This is a genomic window from Paracoccus sediminis (assembly GCF_900188295.1).
Classification (GTDB): Bacteria; Pseudomonadota; Alphaproteobacteria; order Rhodobacterales; family Rhodobacteraceae; genus Paracoccus; species Paracoccus sediminis.
In genome coordinates, this window is the sequence record NZ_FZNM01000004.1 from 193,125 (window position 1) to 208,510 (window position 15,386).

General features: G+C 66.6%; 16 protein-coding genes and 1 tRNA gene. 5 read left to right on the forward strand and 12 right to left on the reverse strand.

The genetic code is table 11. The features are described 5' to 3' along the window. Positions 1-73 precede the first annotated feature (73 nt). The 4 genes from pdxH to CHB77_RS08585 all read left to right on the forward strand — a co-directional run bounded on the left by pdxH (position 74) and on the right by CHB77_RS08585 (position 2,052). Positions 74-688, forward strand: a complete 615-nt coding sequence (gene pdxH, locus CHB77_RS08570; RefSeq protein ID WP_089387780.1) for a pyridoxamine 5'-phosphate oxidase — start codon at positions 74-76, stop codon at positions 686-688. Between the two features lie 163 nt (positions 689-851). Then, complete coding sequence (locus tag CHB77_RS08575) at positions 852-1,451, forward strand: cold-shock protein (protein ID WP_423212885.1); 600 nt, start codon at positions 852-854, stop codon at positions 1,449-1,451. Continuing rightward, positions 1,438-1,935 carry a DUF192 domain-containing protein gene (locus tag CHB77_RS08580; RefSeq protein WP_089387781.1) on the forward strand — a complete coding sequence of 166 codons (498 nt, stop codon included), beginning with the start codon at positions 1,438-1,440 and terminating at the stop codon, positions 1,933-1,935. The genes CHB77_RS08575 and CHB77_RS08580 overlap by 14 nt, the downstream gene beginning before the upstream one ends. Positions 1,936-1,975: 40 nt before the next feature. Next, a tRNA-Pro gene (locus CHB77_RS08585) sits at positions 1,976-2,052 on the forward strand. A gap of 4 nt (positions 2,053-2,056) precedes the next feature. On the opposite strand, the gene preA is transcribed toward CHB77_RS08585, so the two are convergent. From preA to CHB77_RS08610, 5 genes are all read right to left on the reverse strand, one after another. Continuing rightward, positions 2,057-3,358, reverse strand: a complete 1,302-nt coding sequence (preA, locus tag CHB77_RS08590) for an NAD-dependent dihydropyrimidine dehydrogenase subunit PreA (protein ID WP_089387782.1) — start codon at positions 3,356-3,358, stop codon at positions 2,057-2,059. Between the two features lie 10 nt (positions 3,359-3,368). Then, on the reverse strand, positions 3,369-4,727 hold the full coding sequence (locus CHB77_RS08595; protein WP_089387783.1) for an NAD(P)-dependent oxidoreductase: 1,359 nt from the start codon (positions 4,725-4,727) through the stop codon (positions 3,369-3,371). 99 nt (positions 4,728-4,826) lie between these two features. Continuing rightward, positions 4,827-6,122 (reverse strand): ATP-binding protein, encoded by a 1,296-nt coding sequence (locus tag CHB77_RS08600; RefSeq protein ID WP_089387784.1) that lies wholly within the window; start codon positions 6,120-6,122, stop codon positions 4,827-4,829. Further along, entirely contained in the window at positions 6,119-6,781 is a 663-nt protein-coding gene (locus tag CHB77_RS08605) for a response regulator (protein ID WP_089387785.1), read from the reverse strand. The genes CHB77_RS08600 and CHB77_RS08605 overlap by 4 nt, the downstream gene beginning before the upstream one ends. Before the next feature lie 22 nt (positions 6,782-6,803). Further along, positions 6,804-7,133 carry a PepSY domain-containing protein gene (locus CHB77_RS08610; protein ID WP_089387786.1) on the reverse strand — a complete coding sequence of 110 codons (330 nt, stop codon included), beginning with the start codon at positions 7,131-7,133 and terminating at the stop codon, positions 6,804-6,806. A gap of 132 nt (positions 7,134-7,265) precedes the next feature. On the opposite strand from CHB77_RS08610, the gene CHB77_RS08615 reads away from it, so the two are divergent. Then, complete coding sequence (locus CHB77_RS08615; protein ID WP_089387787.1) at positions 7,266-8,276, forward strand: hypothetical protein; 1,011 nt, start codon at positions 7,266-7,268, stop codon at positions 8,274-8,276. A gap of 47 nt (positions 8,277-8,323) precedes the next feature. On the opposite strand, the gene CHB77_RS08620 is transcribed toward CHB77_RS08615, so the two are convergent. From CHB77_RS08620 to CHB77_RS08650, 7 genes are all read right to left on the reverse strand, one after another. Then, the gene (locus CHB77_RS08620; protein WP_089387788.1) at positions 8,324-8,686 is read right to left on the reverse strand and encodes a hypothetical protein; all 363 of its coding nucleotides are present in this window, start codon (positions 8,684-8,686) and stop codon (positions 8,324-8,326) included. Positions 8,687-8,784: 98 nt separating this feature from the next. Continuing rightward, positions 8,785-9,765 carry an ABC transporter substrate-binding protein gene (locus CHB77_RS08625; protein WP_089387789.1) on the reverse strand — a complete coding sequence of 327 codons (981 nt, stop codon included), beginning with the start codon at positions 9,763-9,765 and terminating at the stop codon, positions 8,785-8,787. A gap of 23 nt (positions 9,766-9,788) precedes the next feature. Then, positions 9,789-10,631: an ABC transporter permease gene (locus CHB77_RS08630; RefSeq protein WP_089387790.1), complete on the reverse strand. Its 843-nt coding sequence runs from the start codon at positions 10,629-10,631 to the stop codon at positions 9,789-9,791. After that, positions 10,628-11,515 carry an ABC transporter permease gene (locus CHB77_RS08635; RefSeq protein WP_089387791.1) on the reverse strand — a complete coding sequence of 296 codons (888 nt, stop codon included), beginning with the start codon at positions 11,513-11,515 and terminating at the stop codon, positions 10,628-10,630. The genes CHB77_RS08630 and CHB77_RS08635 overlap by 4 nt, the downstream gene beginning before the upstream one ends. After that, positions 11,508-12,281, reverse strand: a complete 774-nt coding sequence (locus CHB77_RS08640) for an ABC transporter ATP-binding protein (protein WP_089387792.1) — start codon at positions 12,279-12,281, stop codon at positions 11,508-11,510. Before CHB77_RS08640 ends, CHB77_RS08635 begins: the two co-directional genes overlap by 8 nt. Position 12,282: 1 nt before the next feature. Then, complete coding sequence (gene hydA, locus CHB77_RS08645; RefSeq protein ID WP_089387793.1) at positions 12,283-13,734, reverse strand: dihydropyrimidinase; 1,452 nt, start codon at positions 13,732-13,734, stop codon at positions 12,283-12,285. 315 nt (positions 13,735-14,049) lie between these two features. Further along, positions 14,050-15,315, reverse strand: a complete 1,266-nt coding sequence (locus tag CHB77_RS08650) for a Zn-dependent hydrolase (protein ID WP_242626574.1) — start codon at positions 15,313-15,315, stop codon at positions 14,050-14,052. Between the last annotated feature and the right edge of the window lie 71 nt (positions 15,316-15,386).

The window sequence follows — 15,386 nt, forward strand, 5'->3', positions numbered from 1 at the left end:
TCGCGCTTTCAACCATTTGTGAAAAAATGCTTAGGCCAAAGGCTTGCAAGCATCAAGCGCAAGGACGGGCGATATGGCGGATCGGGACGGATTGTTTGCGGGCGACGACCCGTTCGACATCGCAAGGGGATGGCTGGCCGAGGCTGAAAGGTCCGAGCCGAACGACCCCAACGCCATTGCCCTGGCCACGGTCGATGCGGATGGAATGCCCGACGCGCGGATGGTCCTGCTGAAGGACATCGAAGGGCAGGGAACCGACGGCAGTTTCGTGTTCTATACGAATTACGACAGCGCCAAGGGCCGCCAGATCACCGCGACCGGCAAGGCGGCCTTCGTGATGCACTGGAAATCGCTGCGCCGCCAGATCCGCGTGCGTGGCCATGTCACCCGCGTCGAGGGCGCGCAGGCCGATGCCTATTACGACAGCCGGGCGCTGCAAAGTCGGTTGGGGGCCTGGGCCTCGCGCCAGTCGCAGCCGCTGGAAAGCCGGGCGGCCTTGGCGGCCGAGGTGGCGAAATTGGGTTTACGTTACGGAACCCGCCCGCCACGCCCCCCGTTCTGGGGCGGGTTCAGGGTCGCACCCGTCCAGATGGAATTCTGGGCCGACGGCGCTTTCCGGTTGCATGACCGGTTCCGGTGGAACAAAGAAGCCAGTGGCGGCTGGTTTGTTGAACGGCTGTCACCCTAGGACTTGACGTAAGGGCCAGAGTGTCTGACCATGTTGGAAGTGCAAAGCTATATGCCCGTTTGTGTTTTTCAGGACTGACGCCATCGGACAGGGGCGATATCAAAAAGTTCATTTGGTTGATTTTACGGACCGAAAAGGCGCGCTCTGCGCATGTGGTGGCAAGATGATGGAAGAGAAAGGACTGAAGCTGGTATCAGGACTGGTCAAGTGGTTTGACCCGGCCAAGGGATATGGTTTCATCCTGAACGAAGAAGGCGGCGCGGACATCCTGCTGCATGCCAATGTCCTGCGCAATTTCGGGCGCAGTTCGGTTGCGGACCAGTCCCGCGTGACCGTTTGGATGCAGCCGACCCAGCGCGGCCTGCAAGCGACCGAGGTGGTGTCGATCGAACCGCCGGTGTCCGAGGGGGCGCCGATCGCCGATCTCGACAATGGCGTGATCGAAAATCTTGAAACGCTGCCCCTGCGCCCGGCCCGCGTGAAATGGTTCGACAAGGGCAAGGGCTTCGGCTTTGCCAACATCTTCGGCCATCCCGACGACGTGTTCCTGCATGTCGAGGTTCTGCGCCATTCCGGATTCGCCGATCTTACCATCGGAGAGGCGATCGGCATTCGCGTGGTCGAAGGTCCGCGCGGCCTGATGGCGGCTCAGGTGACAAGCTGGGACCGCGGCGCCGAACAGGGCACCAGCAGCCTGGGTGTGGACAGCCTGGGCGATCAGGTCCAGGACATCAAGGATTTCATGGCGCATGTTGCCGAATAAGTCGGCCTTGGCGGCCTTGGTTCTTGCGTGCTGGGGATCGGCGGCCTTTGCCGACATTGCCTGCGCGCCGGACCGGGTAATCTTTGAAACACCGGGCGGCCCCGTGCCCATCGCGGTCGAGGTCGCTGATGACGACGCCGAACGGGCGCGCGGGCTGATGTATCGGCGCACCTTGTCCGAAGGGACCGGGATGCTGTTCATCTATGACGATCCCCGCACCGTCAGCTTCTGGATGCGCAACACCTATATCCCGCTGGATCTGGTGTTTCTGGATCAGGGCGGGGTGATCCGGCACATTCGTCGCAACGCCGTGCCGCTGGACGAAACCCCGATTCCGGGCGCGGCCGCAGGCGATCCGGAACCAGAGCGCCAGATGGTCCTGGAAATCGGCGGGGGCGAGGCCGACCGTCTTGGCCTTGCGGTGGGTCAGCCCATGGCCCATCCCCGGCTGGCCCAGGATTTGGCCGCGCTGCCCTGCCGCTAGGGCTTTCCCCCCGCCGTGCAATCGGCTAAAGCGCGGGTGTCGGGGCGTAGCGCAGCCTGGTAGCGCGACGGTTTTGGGTACCGTAGGCCGGAAGTTCGAATCTTCTCGCCCCGACCATCGGTCATTCCGCTGCCTTGACCGCCATCGGGTTGTTCGGATGCGTGGTCCAGTTGGCGTATCCGCCGCGTCGGATGCCGGTGCGCAGGTCCATTTCACCCACCGCCAGTTCGCGCATGTCGATGCAGTTCTCGACCGGGCAGACGTCCAGGCACAGGTTGCAGGCGACGCATTCTTCCTCGATCACTTCGAAGACGCGACCGGGCTTCAGGGCGATGGCCTGGTGGGACGTGTCTTCGCAGGCGGCATAGCAGCGGCCGCATTTGATGCACAGATCCTGGTCGATGCGGGCCTTGGTGACATAGTTCAGGTTCAACTGGTTCCAGTCGGTGACGTTGGGCACCGCGCGCCCGATCAGGTCCGACATGTCCATGTCATGGCTGTCCAGATAGTCGCGCAGGCCGGTGATCATCTCCTGCACCACCTTGAAGCCATAGGTCATGGCCGCCGTGCAGACCTGCACGTTGCCCGCGCCAAGCGCCATGAACTCGGCCGCGTCGCGCCAGGTCGTGACCCCGCCGATGCCGCTGATGGGCAGGCCGCGGGTGGCCGGATTGCGGGCGATCTCGGCCACCATGTTCAGGGCGATGGGCTTGACCGCCGGGCCGCAGTATCCGCCATGGGCGCCCTTGCCGTCGATGGTGGGCTGGGGGGCGAACAGGTCCAGATCGACGCTGGTGATGGAATTGATCGTGTTGATCAGGCTGACGGCATCGGCGCCGCCGCGCATTGCGGCCTCGGCCGGCTTGCGGACATCGGTGATGTTGGGCGTCAGCTTCACGATGCAGGGCATGCGCGAGTACTGCTTGACCCACCGCGTCACCATCTCGATGTATTCGGGCACCTGGCCCACGGCGCTGCCCATGCCGCGTTCGGACATGCCGTGCGGGCAGCCGAAGTTCAGTTCCACCCCGTCGGCGCCGGTATCCTCGATCCGGGCCAGGATGTCGCGCCAGGAATCCTCGTCGCAGGGGACCATCAGGCTGATGACCAGGGCGCGGTCGGGATAGTCGCGCTTGACCGACTTGATTTCCCGCAGGTTCACTTCCAGCGGGCGGTCGGTTATCAGTTCGATGTTGTTGATGCCCAGGACGCGTCGGTCGGGGCCGTGGATCACGCCGTAACGGGGACCGTTGACGTTCACGACGGGCGGGCCTTCGGATCCCAGCGTCTTCCACACGACGCCGCCCCAGCCGGCCTGAAAGGCGCGGCGGACGTTGTATTCCTTGTCGGTGGGCGGGGCGGACGCCAGCCAGAAGGGATTGGGGGACGTGATCCCAATGAAATTGCTGCGCAGGTCGGCCATGATGTTCTCCTCAGCCGGGGATCTCGACCGGGCGGCCGGTCAGATGGGCGTCGATGTCTTCGGCGGCGTCGCGGCCCTGGGCCACGGCGGTGACGGTCAGGTCGTCGCCCCCTGCGGCGCAGTCGCCGCCCGCCCAGACGCCGGGGATGCTGGTGCGGCCCGGACCGGCCACGCCGATCTTGCCGCCGTCAAGCGCCAGGGCGTCGGGCGCGCCGTCCAGCCGCTGCCCGATGGCGCGGAACACCTGATCGGCCTTCAGGCGGAAACGGTCGCCGGTCAGCCGCAGGCCGCCATCGGGATCGACGGCGGTATAGGCGAACTCGACCTCGACCACCGAACCGTTGCCGTGGACCTTGACGGGCGCGGCGTTGCAGATGATGCGCACGCCGCTGCGGGACGCATGGTCCTGTTCGTGACGGCTGGCGCCCATCTGGGACCGGTCGCGGCGATAGACGATGGCGACGTTTTCCGCACCCAGCAAGCGGGCCTGCACGGCGGCGTCCACCGCCGTCATGCCGCCGCCGATCACCACCACGTCGCGGCCCACGGGCAGGGCGGTCAGGTCGGATGCCTGCCGCAGGTCGCGGATAAAGGACACGGCGTCCAGGACATTGCCCCGCTCCTCTCCCTCGGCGCGCAGGGCGTTCACGCCGCCGAGGCCCATGGCTAGGAACACCGCGTCGTATTCCGCCCGCAGCGCGTCCAGCGTGATGTCGCGGCCCAGCCGCTGGTCGTGGCGCAACGCGATGCCGCCGATGGCCAGCAGCCAGTCCACCTCGGCTTGGGCGAACCCGTCCACGGCCTTGTAGCTGGCGATGCCGTATTCGTTCAGCCCACCCGGTTTCGGGCGCGATTCGTAAACCACCACATCGTGGCCCTTGGCGGCCAGCCGATGCGCGCAGGACAGGCCCGCAGGCCCGGCGCCCACCACGGCCACACGCTTGCCGGTCGGTTCCGCGCGGCGGAAGGGATGGCCCGGCTGCGCCATCAGCCCGTCGCTGGCATAGCGTTGCAGCGCGCCGATCTCGACCGGGTCGCCTTCCGCCTCCATGCGGACGCAGGCGCCTTCGCACAGGGTTTCGGTCGGACAGACGCGGGCGCACATGCCGCCGAAGATGTTGGCGTGAAAGATCGTCATGGCCGCCGCATCCGGCGTGCCGGTGGCGATCTGGCGGATGAACAGCGGAATGTCGATGCTGGTCGGGCAGGCCGTCACGCAGGGCGCGTCGTGGCAGAAATAGCAGCGGTCTGCGGCGACGCGGGCTTCGTGATCGTCCAGGGGCGGGGCGACATCGACGAAATTCGCCGCCAGTTCATGGGGGTCAAGGCGGCCGGGGACGACGCCCGGCGCCAGTCTTGCTTGGGACATTTGCGTCTCCTGGCTCACCTGTTGGCAGGGATCAGGCTGCCACAGGCCTAATTTTTTATCAAATGGTAAAACTTTGCCGCGCCAAGCGGTGCCAGGAAATCAGGCAGGCAGATCCAGGATCGCGGCCAGGCCGCCCAGATCCGCGCGTTCCAGCCTCAGGCCGCCCCCGTGCAGCGCCGCCAGATCGGCCACGATGGCCAGCCCCAGCCCCGACCCGGATGCGCCGTGTTCGTCCAGGCGCCCGCCCCGGATCAGCGCAAGCGGCGCATCGGTGTCGGCCATTCCAGGGCCATCATCCCGGATGCGGATGGTCAGGCGGTCGGCCTGCCCGACGCTGATCGCCACCCGTGAACGGCCCCATTTGACGGCGTTGTCGCACAAATTACCCACCATCTCCTCCAGATCCTGACGTTCGCCCCCAAAGGCGGCGTTGGGGGGGCAGTCGATGGTCGCGGCGATGCCCTTGTCCTGCATCGGCCAGCGCAGCACCAACAGGATGTCGTCGATCACCGGACGCACCGGTGTCCGCTGGCCCAGGACGCGGGGGCCGGCCGACCGGGCGCGGCGCAGGTGCCAGCCGATCAGCCGGTCCATCCGGGTGACAAGGGCCTGACCGGGATGACCGGGGGGCAGTTCGTTCGCCAGGGCGGCCAGCGGGGTTTTCAGCGAATGGGCCAGGTTGCCCAGATGCTGCCGCGAGCGGGCCAGCAGGCTGGCATTCTGGTCAAGCGCCGCGTTGATCTCGGCCGCAAGGGGCTGAAGCTCTTGGACACGGGGCGGGACCAGTCGGTCCCGTTCGCCCGCCCGGACCCGCGCCAGATCGCGGCGAACCTGATTCAGGCTCTCCAGTCCCGCCGTCACCTGAACGACGCTGGCCAAGGCCATGACGACGCCCAGCACCGCCAAGGCGACGGCAAGGGGCCGGCTGATCTGGCGCAGGCTGTCGTCGATCTGGTCGCGCGGTGCGGTGACGGTCACGCCGATCGTGGCATCGCTGTCGGGCAGGCTGACCTGACGGCGCAGCACGCGCAGCGCGGCGTTGTCTGCCCCGATGCCCCGGCCGCCCACAACGTCGTCCTGCGGCCCCTGCAAGCGCCCGTCCAGAAGGGATCCCGATCGCGCGGCCACGGCGCCATCGGCCTGGATCTGCCAGTACCAGCCGGACAGCGGCAGGTCGAAACGCGGATCGGCGGGGGGATCCTCCAGTTCGATCCGGCCGTCCTCGACCGCAACCGAGGCGATCAGGGCATCGGCCAAGGCCGCGGCTTCGGCATCGAAGCGGCCGGTCACGAAATCTTCCAGCAGGGCCGAGATGAACAGGAACGCCGCCAGCAGAGCCGCGCCCAGCCAGACCGCCGCCAGCAGCAGCAACCGCCCCCGGATCGACCGGATCATGCGGGCGTCCGCAGCAGATAACCTTCGCCACGCCGGGTTTCGATCACCCCGTCGCCCACCTTGCGTCGCAGGCGGCCGATCACGACCTCGATGGATTTGAAGTCGCGGTCGGTTTCGGCCTCGTAGAGGTGTTCGGACAGTTCGATGCGACCGACGATCCGGTTCTGGTGCAGAATCAGATAGGCCAGGATGCGCTGTTCGAACCCGGTCAGCTTCAACGCCACGCCGTCGCGGGTGATGACGCCCAACTGGCTGTCCAGCGTCAGCGACCCCGCCTGGATCACCGACCGGGCATGACCGGCGGCGCGGCGGATCAGCGTCTGGCAGCGTAGGACCACCTCCTCCAGCCTGAACGGCTTGACGGCGTAATCGTCGGCCCCGGCGCGGAAACCGGCCACCTTGTCGGTCCAGTCGCCGCGCGCGGTCAGGATCAGCACGGGCAGGGTCAGCCCGCCGTCGCGCCAGCGGGTCAGAACCTCGATCCCCGCCAGGCCGGGCAGGCCCAGATCCAGGATGGCCACGTCATAGGATTCGGTCGCCCCCAGATATTCGCCCCGCACGCCATCCGCCGCGCAATCGGTGACAAAACCCGCATCCTGCATGGCGCCGGCAAGCTGGGCCGACAGGGCCGGGTCATCCTCGACGATCAGCGCCCGCATGGTCTGGTTCCTGGTTCCGGGGTCATCGACGGCGCGCCGCAAGCTGCCCCCGGCCCGACACCGACAGGAATCGTCCGTTGCGCGCATCGATGCGGATGTCCAGCAGGTTCTGCTGCGGCGTCAGCAGGCGGAACCGATAGACAAGTTCCGTGCCGAAATGGCGTTCGTGCGGCAGGGGCGGGCGGGTGTCGGCGGCCAGCAGCCGCCCGTCATAGCGTTCCGAGACCGATGCCGCGACCTCGTGCAGGGGCAGGGGGCTGAACTGCTGGATCGGATCGCGCGGCGTCCCGTCCTGCGCCTGGGCCGGGGCGCAAGCCAGAAGAAACAGAACAAGGGCGCGGACAGGCAGCATGGGGGCAGAATAGCTGTTTCCGCCCAAATGAAAACCAAACGGATCATTGGCGATCCGTTCGGCGGGGCCGGGATAGAACGTGATTCGTCAGGGTGCGGTATCACCCGAAGAAACAGGAAAAGGACGACCGTTATGGCCATTCGCAGATTCACCACCTCGGCCGCGATGCTGGCGCTGATCGCCGGGATCGGCACGACCGCCATGGCGCAGACCGCGCCCGCCTTGCCGGCGCCGCTGGCCGGCCTGAACCTGAACGGTCTGGACATCGAAACCAAGCGCGACGGAATGCGCAAGATCGAGGGCCGCACGGCAGATGGCGTGGAAATCGAGGCCATGATCGACATGGCCGACAACATTGTCGCGGTGGAGGCCGATGACGGCGCGCTGCCGCAACCGCTGATCGACGCCGTCGTGCCCGCCGACCTGCGCGGTCAGCCTGCGATGGCCCTGTTCGGGTCGATCACCGAGATCAAGCAGCGTCCCGAACACCTTGGGATCAAGGGTCTTCAGCCGACCGGCGCCGAACTGGAGATCAAGTTCGACCGCCAGAATGCCCTGATCGGCGTCGAGGTCGAGGACGGGGCGGTTCCGGCCGATCTGGTCGGGACGCTGCTGCCCCAAGCGGTGCGCGACAACGACATCGTCGGCCAGTTTGACCGCATCGACGAGATCGAGAACCGCGGCGGGCGCATCGAGGTTCAGGGCATCGCCGCAAACGGCGAAACGATGCGTGCCGAATTCGACGGGGACGGGCGCGTGCTGCGCTTTGGCCGCGATGACGGCCCCGGCCCGCGCCACGAACGCGACGACGAACGGCGGGGGGACCGGGGACCGGGCGGTCACGGCATGCGCGGCTCCGGTCAGGGTCCAGATCATGGTCCCGGCCGTGGCGACGGTCCGCGCGGCGAGGACCGTCGCGCCGGTGGACCGGGCGGCGACGGTCCGGGTCGTTCCGCGCCGATTCCCGCCGGTTTCGACACGGTCGCGGTCAACCAGCGACTGAGCCAGGCGGGCTATGGCAATTTCGGCTTTCTGCGCGCCGACGGTCCGCGCCTGATCCTGGACGCGACCAATCCGCAAGGCGAGACGGTGACGCTGGAACTGGATCCTCAAGGAGAGGTCGTGCGCGAGTCGGCGCGCTGACATCCGGCCTGACCATTCGGCATGGGGCGGGAAACCGCCCCTTGCCGTCATGCGACGTGGCGGTTCTGGCGGTGGTCGCTGGCGAACGCCAGGGCCGCGGCGAGCCGGACCGCGGCAAAGATCAACTGCGCCCATCCCGCGCGAACCCCCGTCGCATCCCAGCCCGCGCCGGCCAGACGGCCCGTCAGCGCCGCGACCACGGCAGGATGACCGAACCTTCCTTGCGGGAACGGCGGCGGGATCATCGTCAACGCCGACAGGATCGCCAGCCCCGCCGTCTGGACGGAGGCAGGCCTCAGACGCGTCGGCAGCAGCACGCCGACCGCGCCGTTGACGCTGCCCAAGGCGATGCCTTGCGTGTCGACAACAGGGCCGTGCCGGGGCGATGCCGCGATCGCGGGCGGTGCCATGCCGTGCTGACCGGCGGCACGCAAGCGAAAAGGGGGGCTGTCTGCCCCCCATCCCGTTCCGGGATTCCCCCCGAGGATATTTCGATGAAGAAGACGCGCTATTGGACCGCCTGTTCGGTGACGACATGGCTGAACGCGCCCTCGGGCGCGGCCGAGATCACGGGATCCGATCCGCCCGCCATCAGGGTGTCCACGGTGCGCTGATAATCGGCCTCGTCCAGGGTGCCGTCGCTGCCGGCGGTCAGCTTGGCGATTTCGGTCATCATGCGGACCTGATGATCCAGCGTCTGGGCGCCGGTTTCGTCGTTGTCCAGAACGATCTGGGCGGCTTCCTGGGGGTTTTCCTCGGCGTATTTCCAGCCCTTCATGCTGGCGCGGACGAATTTCACCAGATCGGCGACCTTGGTTTCGTCCTGAAGCGTGCTGTCCAGGACATAAAGGCCGTCCTCCAGCGTGGCGACGCCCTGATCCTCGTATTTGAAGGTCACAAGGTCGTCCTCGGCGATCCCCGCGTCCAGAACCTGGCCGTATTCGTTATAGGTCATGGTGCTGATGCAGGCCGCCTGCTTTTGCAGCAGCGGATCGACGTTGAAGCCCTGTTTCAGGACGGTCACGCCGTCCGGCCCGCCTTCGGTCGACAGGCCAAGCTGGCTCATCCACGACAGGAACGGATATTCGTTGCCGGAAAACCAGACGCCCAGGGTCTTGCCCTTGAAGTCGGTCGCGGGGTCGGTGATGCCGCTTTCCTTGAGGCAGGTCAGCATCATGCCCGAGGATTTGAACGGCTGCGCGATGTTGACCAGCGGCAAGCCCTTTTCACGCGCCGCCAGCGCGGCGGGCATCCATTCGACGACCACGTCGGCCCCGCCCCCGGCCAGCACCTGCGTCGGCGCGATGTCCGGGCCGCCGGGCAGGATGGTGACGTCCAGACCTTCTTCCTCGTAGAAACCCTTGTCCTTGGCGACATAGTAGCCTGCGAACTGCGCCTGCGTGACCCATTTCAGTTGCAGGGTCAGTTCCTGCGCCTGAACCGCGCCGCCTGCCAGCGTCAGGGCGGCGCCCATCATCAGTGCCTTCATCTTCCCTCTCCTGTGTTGGGGTGTCATCCCCGTTGACGGCGCTGCGACGGGTGCCAGAACGTCACCTTCTTTTCGATCAGCGCCACGATGCCATAGAACAGCGATCCCGCGATGGCCGCCACAAGGATTTCCGCCCACACCAGCGGCAGATCCAGCCGCCCCACGGCGGTCGAGATCCTGAATCCCATGCCCCGCGTCGGGCTGCCGAAGAATTCCGCGACAATGGCGCCGATCAGGGCCAGGGTGGTCGTGATCTTCAGCCCGTTGAACAGAAAGGGCATGGCGGCGGGCAGGCGCAGTTTCCACAGACTGGCGCGATAGGGCGCGGCCCAGGTCGCCATCAGGTCGCGCTGCATCGGATCGGTCGCGGCCAGGCCCGCCACCATGTTCACGAGGATCGGAAAGAACACCATCACCACGACGACCGCAGCCTTGGACTGCCAGTCGAAGCCGAACCACATCACCAGGATCGGCGCGATGCCGACGATGGGCAGGGCGGCCACGAAGTTGCCGATGGGCAGCAGGCCGCGTTGCAGGAAGGGGCTGCGGTCGATGGCGATGGCCGTGGCGATGGCGGCAAGCGCGCCGATCAGCCAGCCGGTCAGCGCGCCCTTGAGGATGGTCTGCACGAAATCGGTCCACAGGATCGCGGTGTTCTGGGCCACGCTGGCGCCGATCCGGCTGGGCGCGGGCAGGATCACCGGGGGCACGGCATGGATGCGCACGATCATTTCCCACAGGATCAGGATCGTCGCGCCGAAAATCAGCGCCACCGCCAGACGGGTCGCGCGCGTGTCGAATCGCGACAGCCAGGCGTTCAGCCCCCAAGCCCCCAGCCAGACCGCGATGATGGGCAGCGCGCTCATCGCGCCAGACCCATGCGGCGCAAGGTCAGGCTTTCGATCCAGCCGATCAGCATGACCAGGGCGGCGGCCAGGATCGCGGCGGCAAACAGCGCCGCCCAGATCTGCACTGTCTGGCCGTAATAGCTGCCCGACAGCAGCCGCGCGCCCAGGCCTGCCGTGGCTCCGGCGGGCAGTTCGCCCACGATGGTGCCGACCAGGGCGGCGGCGATGGCGACCTTGAGGCTGGCGAACAGGTAGGGCAGCGAATTGGGCAGACGCAGGTGCCAGAACCGTTGGCTGCCGCTGGCGTTCCAGCTGTGCATCAGGTCCAGCTGCATCGCGTCGGGCGTGCGCAGACCCTTGACCATGCCAACCAGCACCGGAAAGAACGACAGCCACGCCGCGATGATCGCCTTGGGCAGCAGGCCGGTGACGCCCGCGCTGGCCATGACCACGATCACCATGGGCGCGATGGCCAGGATCGGCACCGTCTGGCTGGCCACCGCCCAGGGCATCACCGACTGGTCCATGGCGCGGTTGTGGACGATCCCGACCGCCAGCAGGATGCCCGCCGCCGTGCCGATGGCAAAGCCCGCCAGCGTCGCCGACAGCGTGATCCAGCCATGCCAGACCAGGCTGCGCTTCGAGGTGATGGCCTGCCCTGTGATCCCGTCCCACAGCCCCGCCGCCACCTGATGCGGCGCGGGCAGGACCGGGCGTTCCAGCGTCAGGGTCTGGCGGACCAGATCGTCGGTCGTCAGCACGGCGTCGGCCCGCGCCGCCTGGTCGCGCACCCATGGCGCGTTCATCCAGACGGCGGCGAGATACCAGATCACGACAATCGCCAGCAGCACGGTCAGGACCGGCATGATCCGGCCGGCGAGGGTCGGGCTTGCTTCAGTCATAGCTGTGCCCCTCGCGCAGCCCCTCGCGGACCTGCTGGGCCAGAGCGATGAATTCGGGCGTGTCGCGGATCTCCAGCGGGCGGTCGCGGGGCAGGGGGCTGTCGATGACGCGCGTTATCCGGCCCGGACGGGGCGACATGACGACGATCCGGGTGGACAGATACACCGCCTCGGGGATGGAATGGGTGACGAAGCCGATGGTCTTGCCGGTCTTTTTCCACAGGTCCAGCAAGGCCTCGTTCAGGCGGTCACGCACGATTTCGTCCAGGGCGCCAAAGGGTTCGTCCATCAACAGGATGTCGGCGTCGAAGGCCAGGGCGCGGGCGATACTGGCGCGCTGCTGCATCCCGCCCGAAAGCTGCCAGGGATACTTGCTGCCGAAGCCGGTCAGGTCCACCAGATCCAGCACGCGCGCGATCCGCTGCGCGCGGTCGGACCTGGAAAACCCCATGATCTCCAACGGCAGGCTGATGTTCCCGGCGATCGTCCGCCAGGGATACAGCCCCGGCGCCTGGAAGACATAGCCATAGGCCCGCGCCTTGCGCGCCGCCTCGGGGGTCATGCCGTTGACGGCCAGCGTCCCGCCGGTGGGGGTTTCCAAGGCTGCGATGGTTCGCAGGAAGGTGGTCTTGCCGCAGCCGGACGGTCCGATGAAGCTGACGAAATCCCCCGGCGCGATCGTCAGGCTAACGTCCTTCAGCGCATGGACCGGTCCATCCGCGGTCTGGAATGTCAAGGAAACGTCGCAGGCCTCGATGACGGTCAAGTCACACCCCGCTTGCCGGAATGCCTGACCGCTCCACCGGACGCGGCGCGGTCAGTTCCTTCCAGGCCGACAGGGCGCGGTTCACGGTGCCGCGCGGTTCGCGCGCGACGAATTCGCCATGGCCTTCGCGGCTGTCCAGCGTGCCGCCGTCCACCGCCACATGGCCGCGTGTCAGGACATAGCGCGGCAGGCCCTTGACCCGCTGCCCCTCGAACACGTTATAGTCGATGGCCGACTGCTGGCTGCCCGCGGCAATGGTCTTTTCCGCCTCGGGATCCCAGACGACCAGATCGGCATCCGAACCCACCAGAACCGCGCCCTTGCGCGGATACATCCCCAGGATCTTGGCGATGTTGGTCGAGGTGACGGCCACGAATTCGTTGGGCGTCAGCCGCCCGGTCGCCACCCCATGAGTCCACAGCATCGGCATCCGATCCTCCAGCCCTCCGGTGCCGTTGGGGATCTTGGTGAAGTCGCCGATCCCGTTACGCTTCTGCGCAGTGGTGAAGGCGCAATGATCGGTCGCCACCACGGACAGCGATCCCGATTGCAGGCCCGCCCACAGGCTGTCCTGATGCCGCTTGTCGCGGAAGGGCGGCGACATGACGCGGCGGGCGGCGTGATCCCAGTCGGGATTGAAGTATTCGCTCTCGTCCAGGGTCAGGTGCTGGATCAGCGGTTCCCCCCAGACGCGCTTGCCCTGGGACCGGGCGCGGCGGATGGCCTCGTGGCTGTCCTCGCAGGACACGTGGACCACATACAGCGGCACGCCCGCCATGTCGGCCACCATGATGGCGCGGTTCGTGGCCTCGCCCTCGACCTGGGGCGGGCGGGAATAGGCATGGGCTTCGGGGCCGGTATTGCCCTCGGCCAGCAGCCGGGCGGACAGTTCCGCCACCACGTCGCCGTTCTCGGCGTGGACCAGGGCCACCCCGCCCAGATCGCCCACCCGGCGGAAGCTGCTGAACAACTCGTCGTCGTTCACCATCAGCGCGCCCTTGTAGGCCATGAAATGCTTGAAGCTGGTGATGCCGCGATCCACCACCGCCTGCATTTCATCGAAGACCTGCCGGTCCCACCACGTCACCGCCATGTGAAAGGAATAATCGCAATGCGCGCGGCCGGACTTGTTGTCCCACATCTGCAACGCGTCCAGCAGCCCCTGGCCGGGCGAGGGCAGGGCGAAATCCACCACCATCGTCGTCCCCCCCGCCAGCGCCGCCCGCGTGCCGCTGTCGAAATCATCGGCGGAATAGGTGCCCATGAAAGGCATCTCCAGATGCGTATGCGGGTCGATGCCGCCCGGCATGACCAGGCAGCCGGTGGCGTCCAGCGTGGTGTCGCCGGTCAGCCCCTGGCCGATGGCGGCGATGCGGCCGTGTTCGATCAGCACGTCGGCCTTGTAGGTCAGGTCGGCGGTGACGATGGTTCCGTTGCGGATGACGGTGGTCATGTAACTCCCCCAAGCTCATGTCTTTTTTATGAGATGGCTTAAATGCACCTCCATCAGAAGTGCTAGTTCTTGCCTACTTAACTGAATACCATGTTTTTTATTGTAGTTATCTATCATTCTTTGAATGGCATTGGATAATGCTTCTCGCCCAATTTTTTCAAAGTCTGGCTGCTTTGGAACAGCGTCTTTTAGAGGGTGTAGGCGTGGCACCCACCTCCGGATCACTGGGCAGTTATCGTCATGAAAATAACAGCGTTCACGACTGCTACATCGTTTTAAGTGGTCGTCCCACGATGGTTTACTGGACAATTAAGATCACCCGACTACCTCGGCCGCATCCAACACCGCGTGCAGCAGCACATCGGCCCCAGCCGCCGCCCATTCCGGGCTGATCTCCTCGGCCTCGTTGTGCGACAGTCCCCCCACACAGGGGCACATGATCATCACTGTCGGCGCCACGCGGTTGATCCAGCAGGCGTCGTGGCCCGCGCCCGACACGATGTCCATGTGGCTGTAGCCCAGCCGTTCCGCCGCATCCCGCACCTTGGCGACCAGCCCCGGATCGAAGGCCACGGGGTCGAAATGGCCGACCGGCTCGATCTCGATCCCCAGGCCCAGCTCGGCGGCGATCTTTGGCGCTTCGTCCTCCAGCCGCGCGCGCATCGAGGTCAGCTTGTCCAGGTGGGGCGAGCGGAAGTCGATGGTGAACACGGCCCGGCCGGGGATCACGTTGCGGCTGTTCGGCCAGACGTTGGCCTGGCCCACCGCGCCCACGGCGTCGGGCTGGTGGTCCATGGCGATGCGGTGCACGGCCTCGATGATGCGGGCCATGCCCAGGCCCGCGTTTACCCGCATGGACATGGGCGTCGATCCGGTGTGGGCGTCCTTGCCGGTCAGCGTGACCTGCAACCACCACAACCCCTGGCCGTGGGTGACGACGCCGATCTGCCTGCCTTCGGCTTCAAGGATCGGGCCTTGCTCGATGTGGTATTCGAACATCGCGTGGATTTTGCGATCACCGGGCGTTTCGTCCCCGCGCCAGCCGATGCGGTCCAGCTCGTCGCCGAACCGCCTGCCCTCGGCGTCGGTGCGGCTATTGGCGTAATCCTCGTCATGGATGCCTGCGAACACGCCGGACGCCAGCATCGCGGGCGCGAACCGGGCGCCTTCCTCGTTCGTCCAGTTCACGACGACGATGGGGCGGCGCGTGGTCAGCCCCATGTCGCGGATGGACCGGATCACCTCAAGCCCAGCCAGAACGCCCAGCACGCCGTCGTATTTGCCGCCGGTGGGCTGGGTATCCAGATGGCTGCCGATATAGACGGGATCCAGATCGGGTTCGGACCCTTCGTGGCGCAGAAACATGCTGCCCATCCGATCAAGGCCCATGGTCATGCCCGCATCCTCGGCCCACTGGCGGAACAGGGCGCGGCCTTCGGCATCGGCATCGGTCAAGGTCTGGCGGTTGTTGCCGCCCGCGATGCCGGGTCCGATCCGGGCCATCTGCATCAGGCTGTCCCACAGCCTTTCGCCATCGACCCGCATGTTCGCGGCCGGGCCTACCCCAGGGGCGTCGGTCATCGCTGTGTCCTTCCTGTCTGGCTGCCCCATTCTGGCGCGGGGTCGGCTTGATCGCGCCCGGATCGCGATCG

Bases quoted from the DNA above. Each gene is read 5' to 3' on its own strand.
- CHB77_RS08635 (WP_089387791.1), bottom strand. From the start codon at position 11,515: ATGACTGAAGCAAGCCCGACCCTCGCCGGCCGGATCATGCCGGTCCTG.
- CHB77_RS08650 (WP_242626574.1), bottom strand. From the start codon at position 15,315: ATGACCGACGCCCCTGGGGTAGGCCCGGCCGCGAACATGCGGGTCGAT.
- CHB77_RS08625 (WP_089387789.1), bottom strand. From the start codon at position 9,765: ATGAAGGCACTGATGATGGGCGCCGCCCTGACGCTGGCAGGCGGCGCG.
- pdxH (WP_089387780.1), top strand. From the start codon at position 74: ATGGCGGATCGGGACGGATTGTTTGCGGGCGACGACCCGTTCGACATC.
- CHB77_RS08580 (WP_089387781.1), top strand. From the start codon at position 1,438: ATGTTGCCGAATAAGTCGGCCTTGGCGGCCTTGGTTCTTGCGTGCTGG.
- CHB77_RS08610 (WP_089387786.1), bottom strand. From the start codon at position 7,133: ATGCTGCCTGTCCGCGCCCTTGTTCTGTTTCTTCTGGCTTGCGCCCCG.
- CHB77_RS08630 (WP_089387790.1), bottom strand. From the start codon at position 10,631: ATGAGCGCGCTGCCCATCATCGCGGTCTGGCTGGGGGCTTGGGGGCTG.
- hydA (WP_089387793.1), bottom strand. From the start codon at position 13,734: ATGACCACCGTCATCCGCAACGGAACCATCGTCACCGCCGACCTGACC.
- preA (WP_089387782.1), bottom strand. From the start codon at position 3,358: ATGGCCGACCTGCGCAGCAATTTCATTGGGATCACGTCCCCCAATCCC.
- CHB77_RS08605 (WP_089387785.1), bottom strand. From the start codon at position 6,781: ATGCGGGCGCTGATCGTCGAGGATGACCCGGCCCTGTCGGCCCAGCTT.
- CHB77_RS08595 (WP_089387783.1), bottom strand. From the start codon at position 4,727: ATGTCCCAAGCAAGACTGGCGCCGGGCGTCGTCCCCGGCCGCCTTGAC.
- CHB77_RS08575 (WP_423212885.1), top strand. From the start codon at position 852: ATGATGGAAGAGAAAGGACTGAAGCTGGTATCAGGACTGGTCAAGTGG.
- CHB77_RS08600 (WP_089387784.1), bottom strand. From the start codon at position 6,122: ATGATCCGGTCGATCCGGGGGCGGTTGCTGCTGCTGGCGGCGGTCTGG.
- CHB77_RS08615 (WP_089387787.1), top strand. From the start codon at position 7,266: ATGGCCATTCGCAGATTCACCACCTCGGCCGCGATGCTGGCGCTGATC.
- CHB77_RS08620 (WP_089387788.1), bottom strand. From the start codon at position 8,686: ATGGCACCGCCCGCGATCGCGGCATCGCCCCGGCACGGCCCTGTTGTC.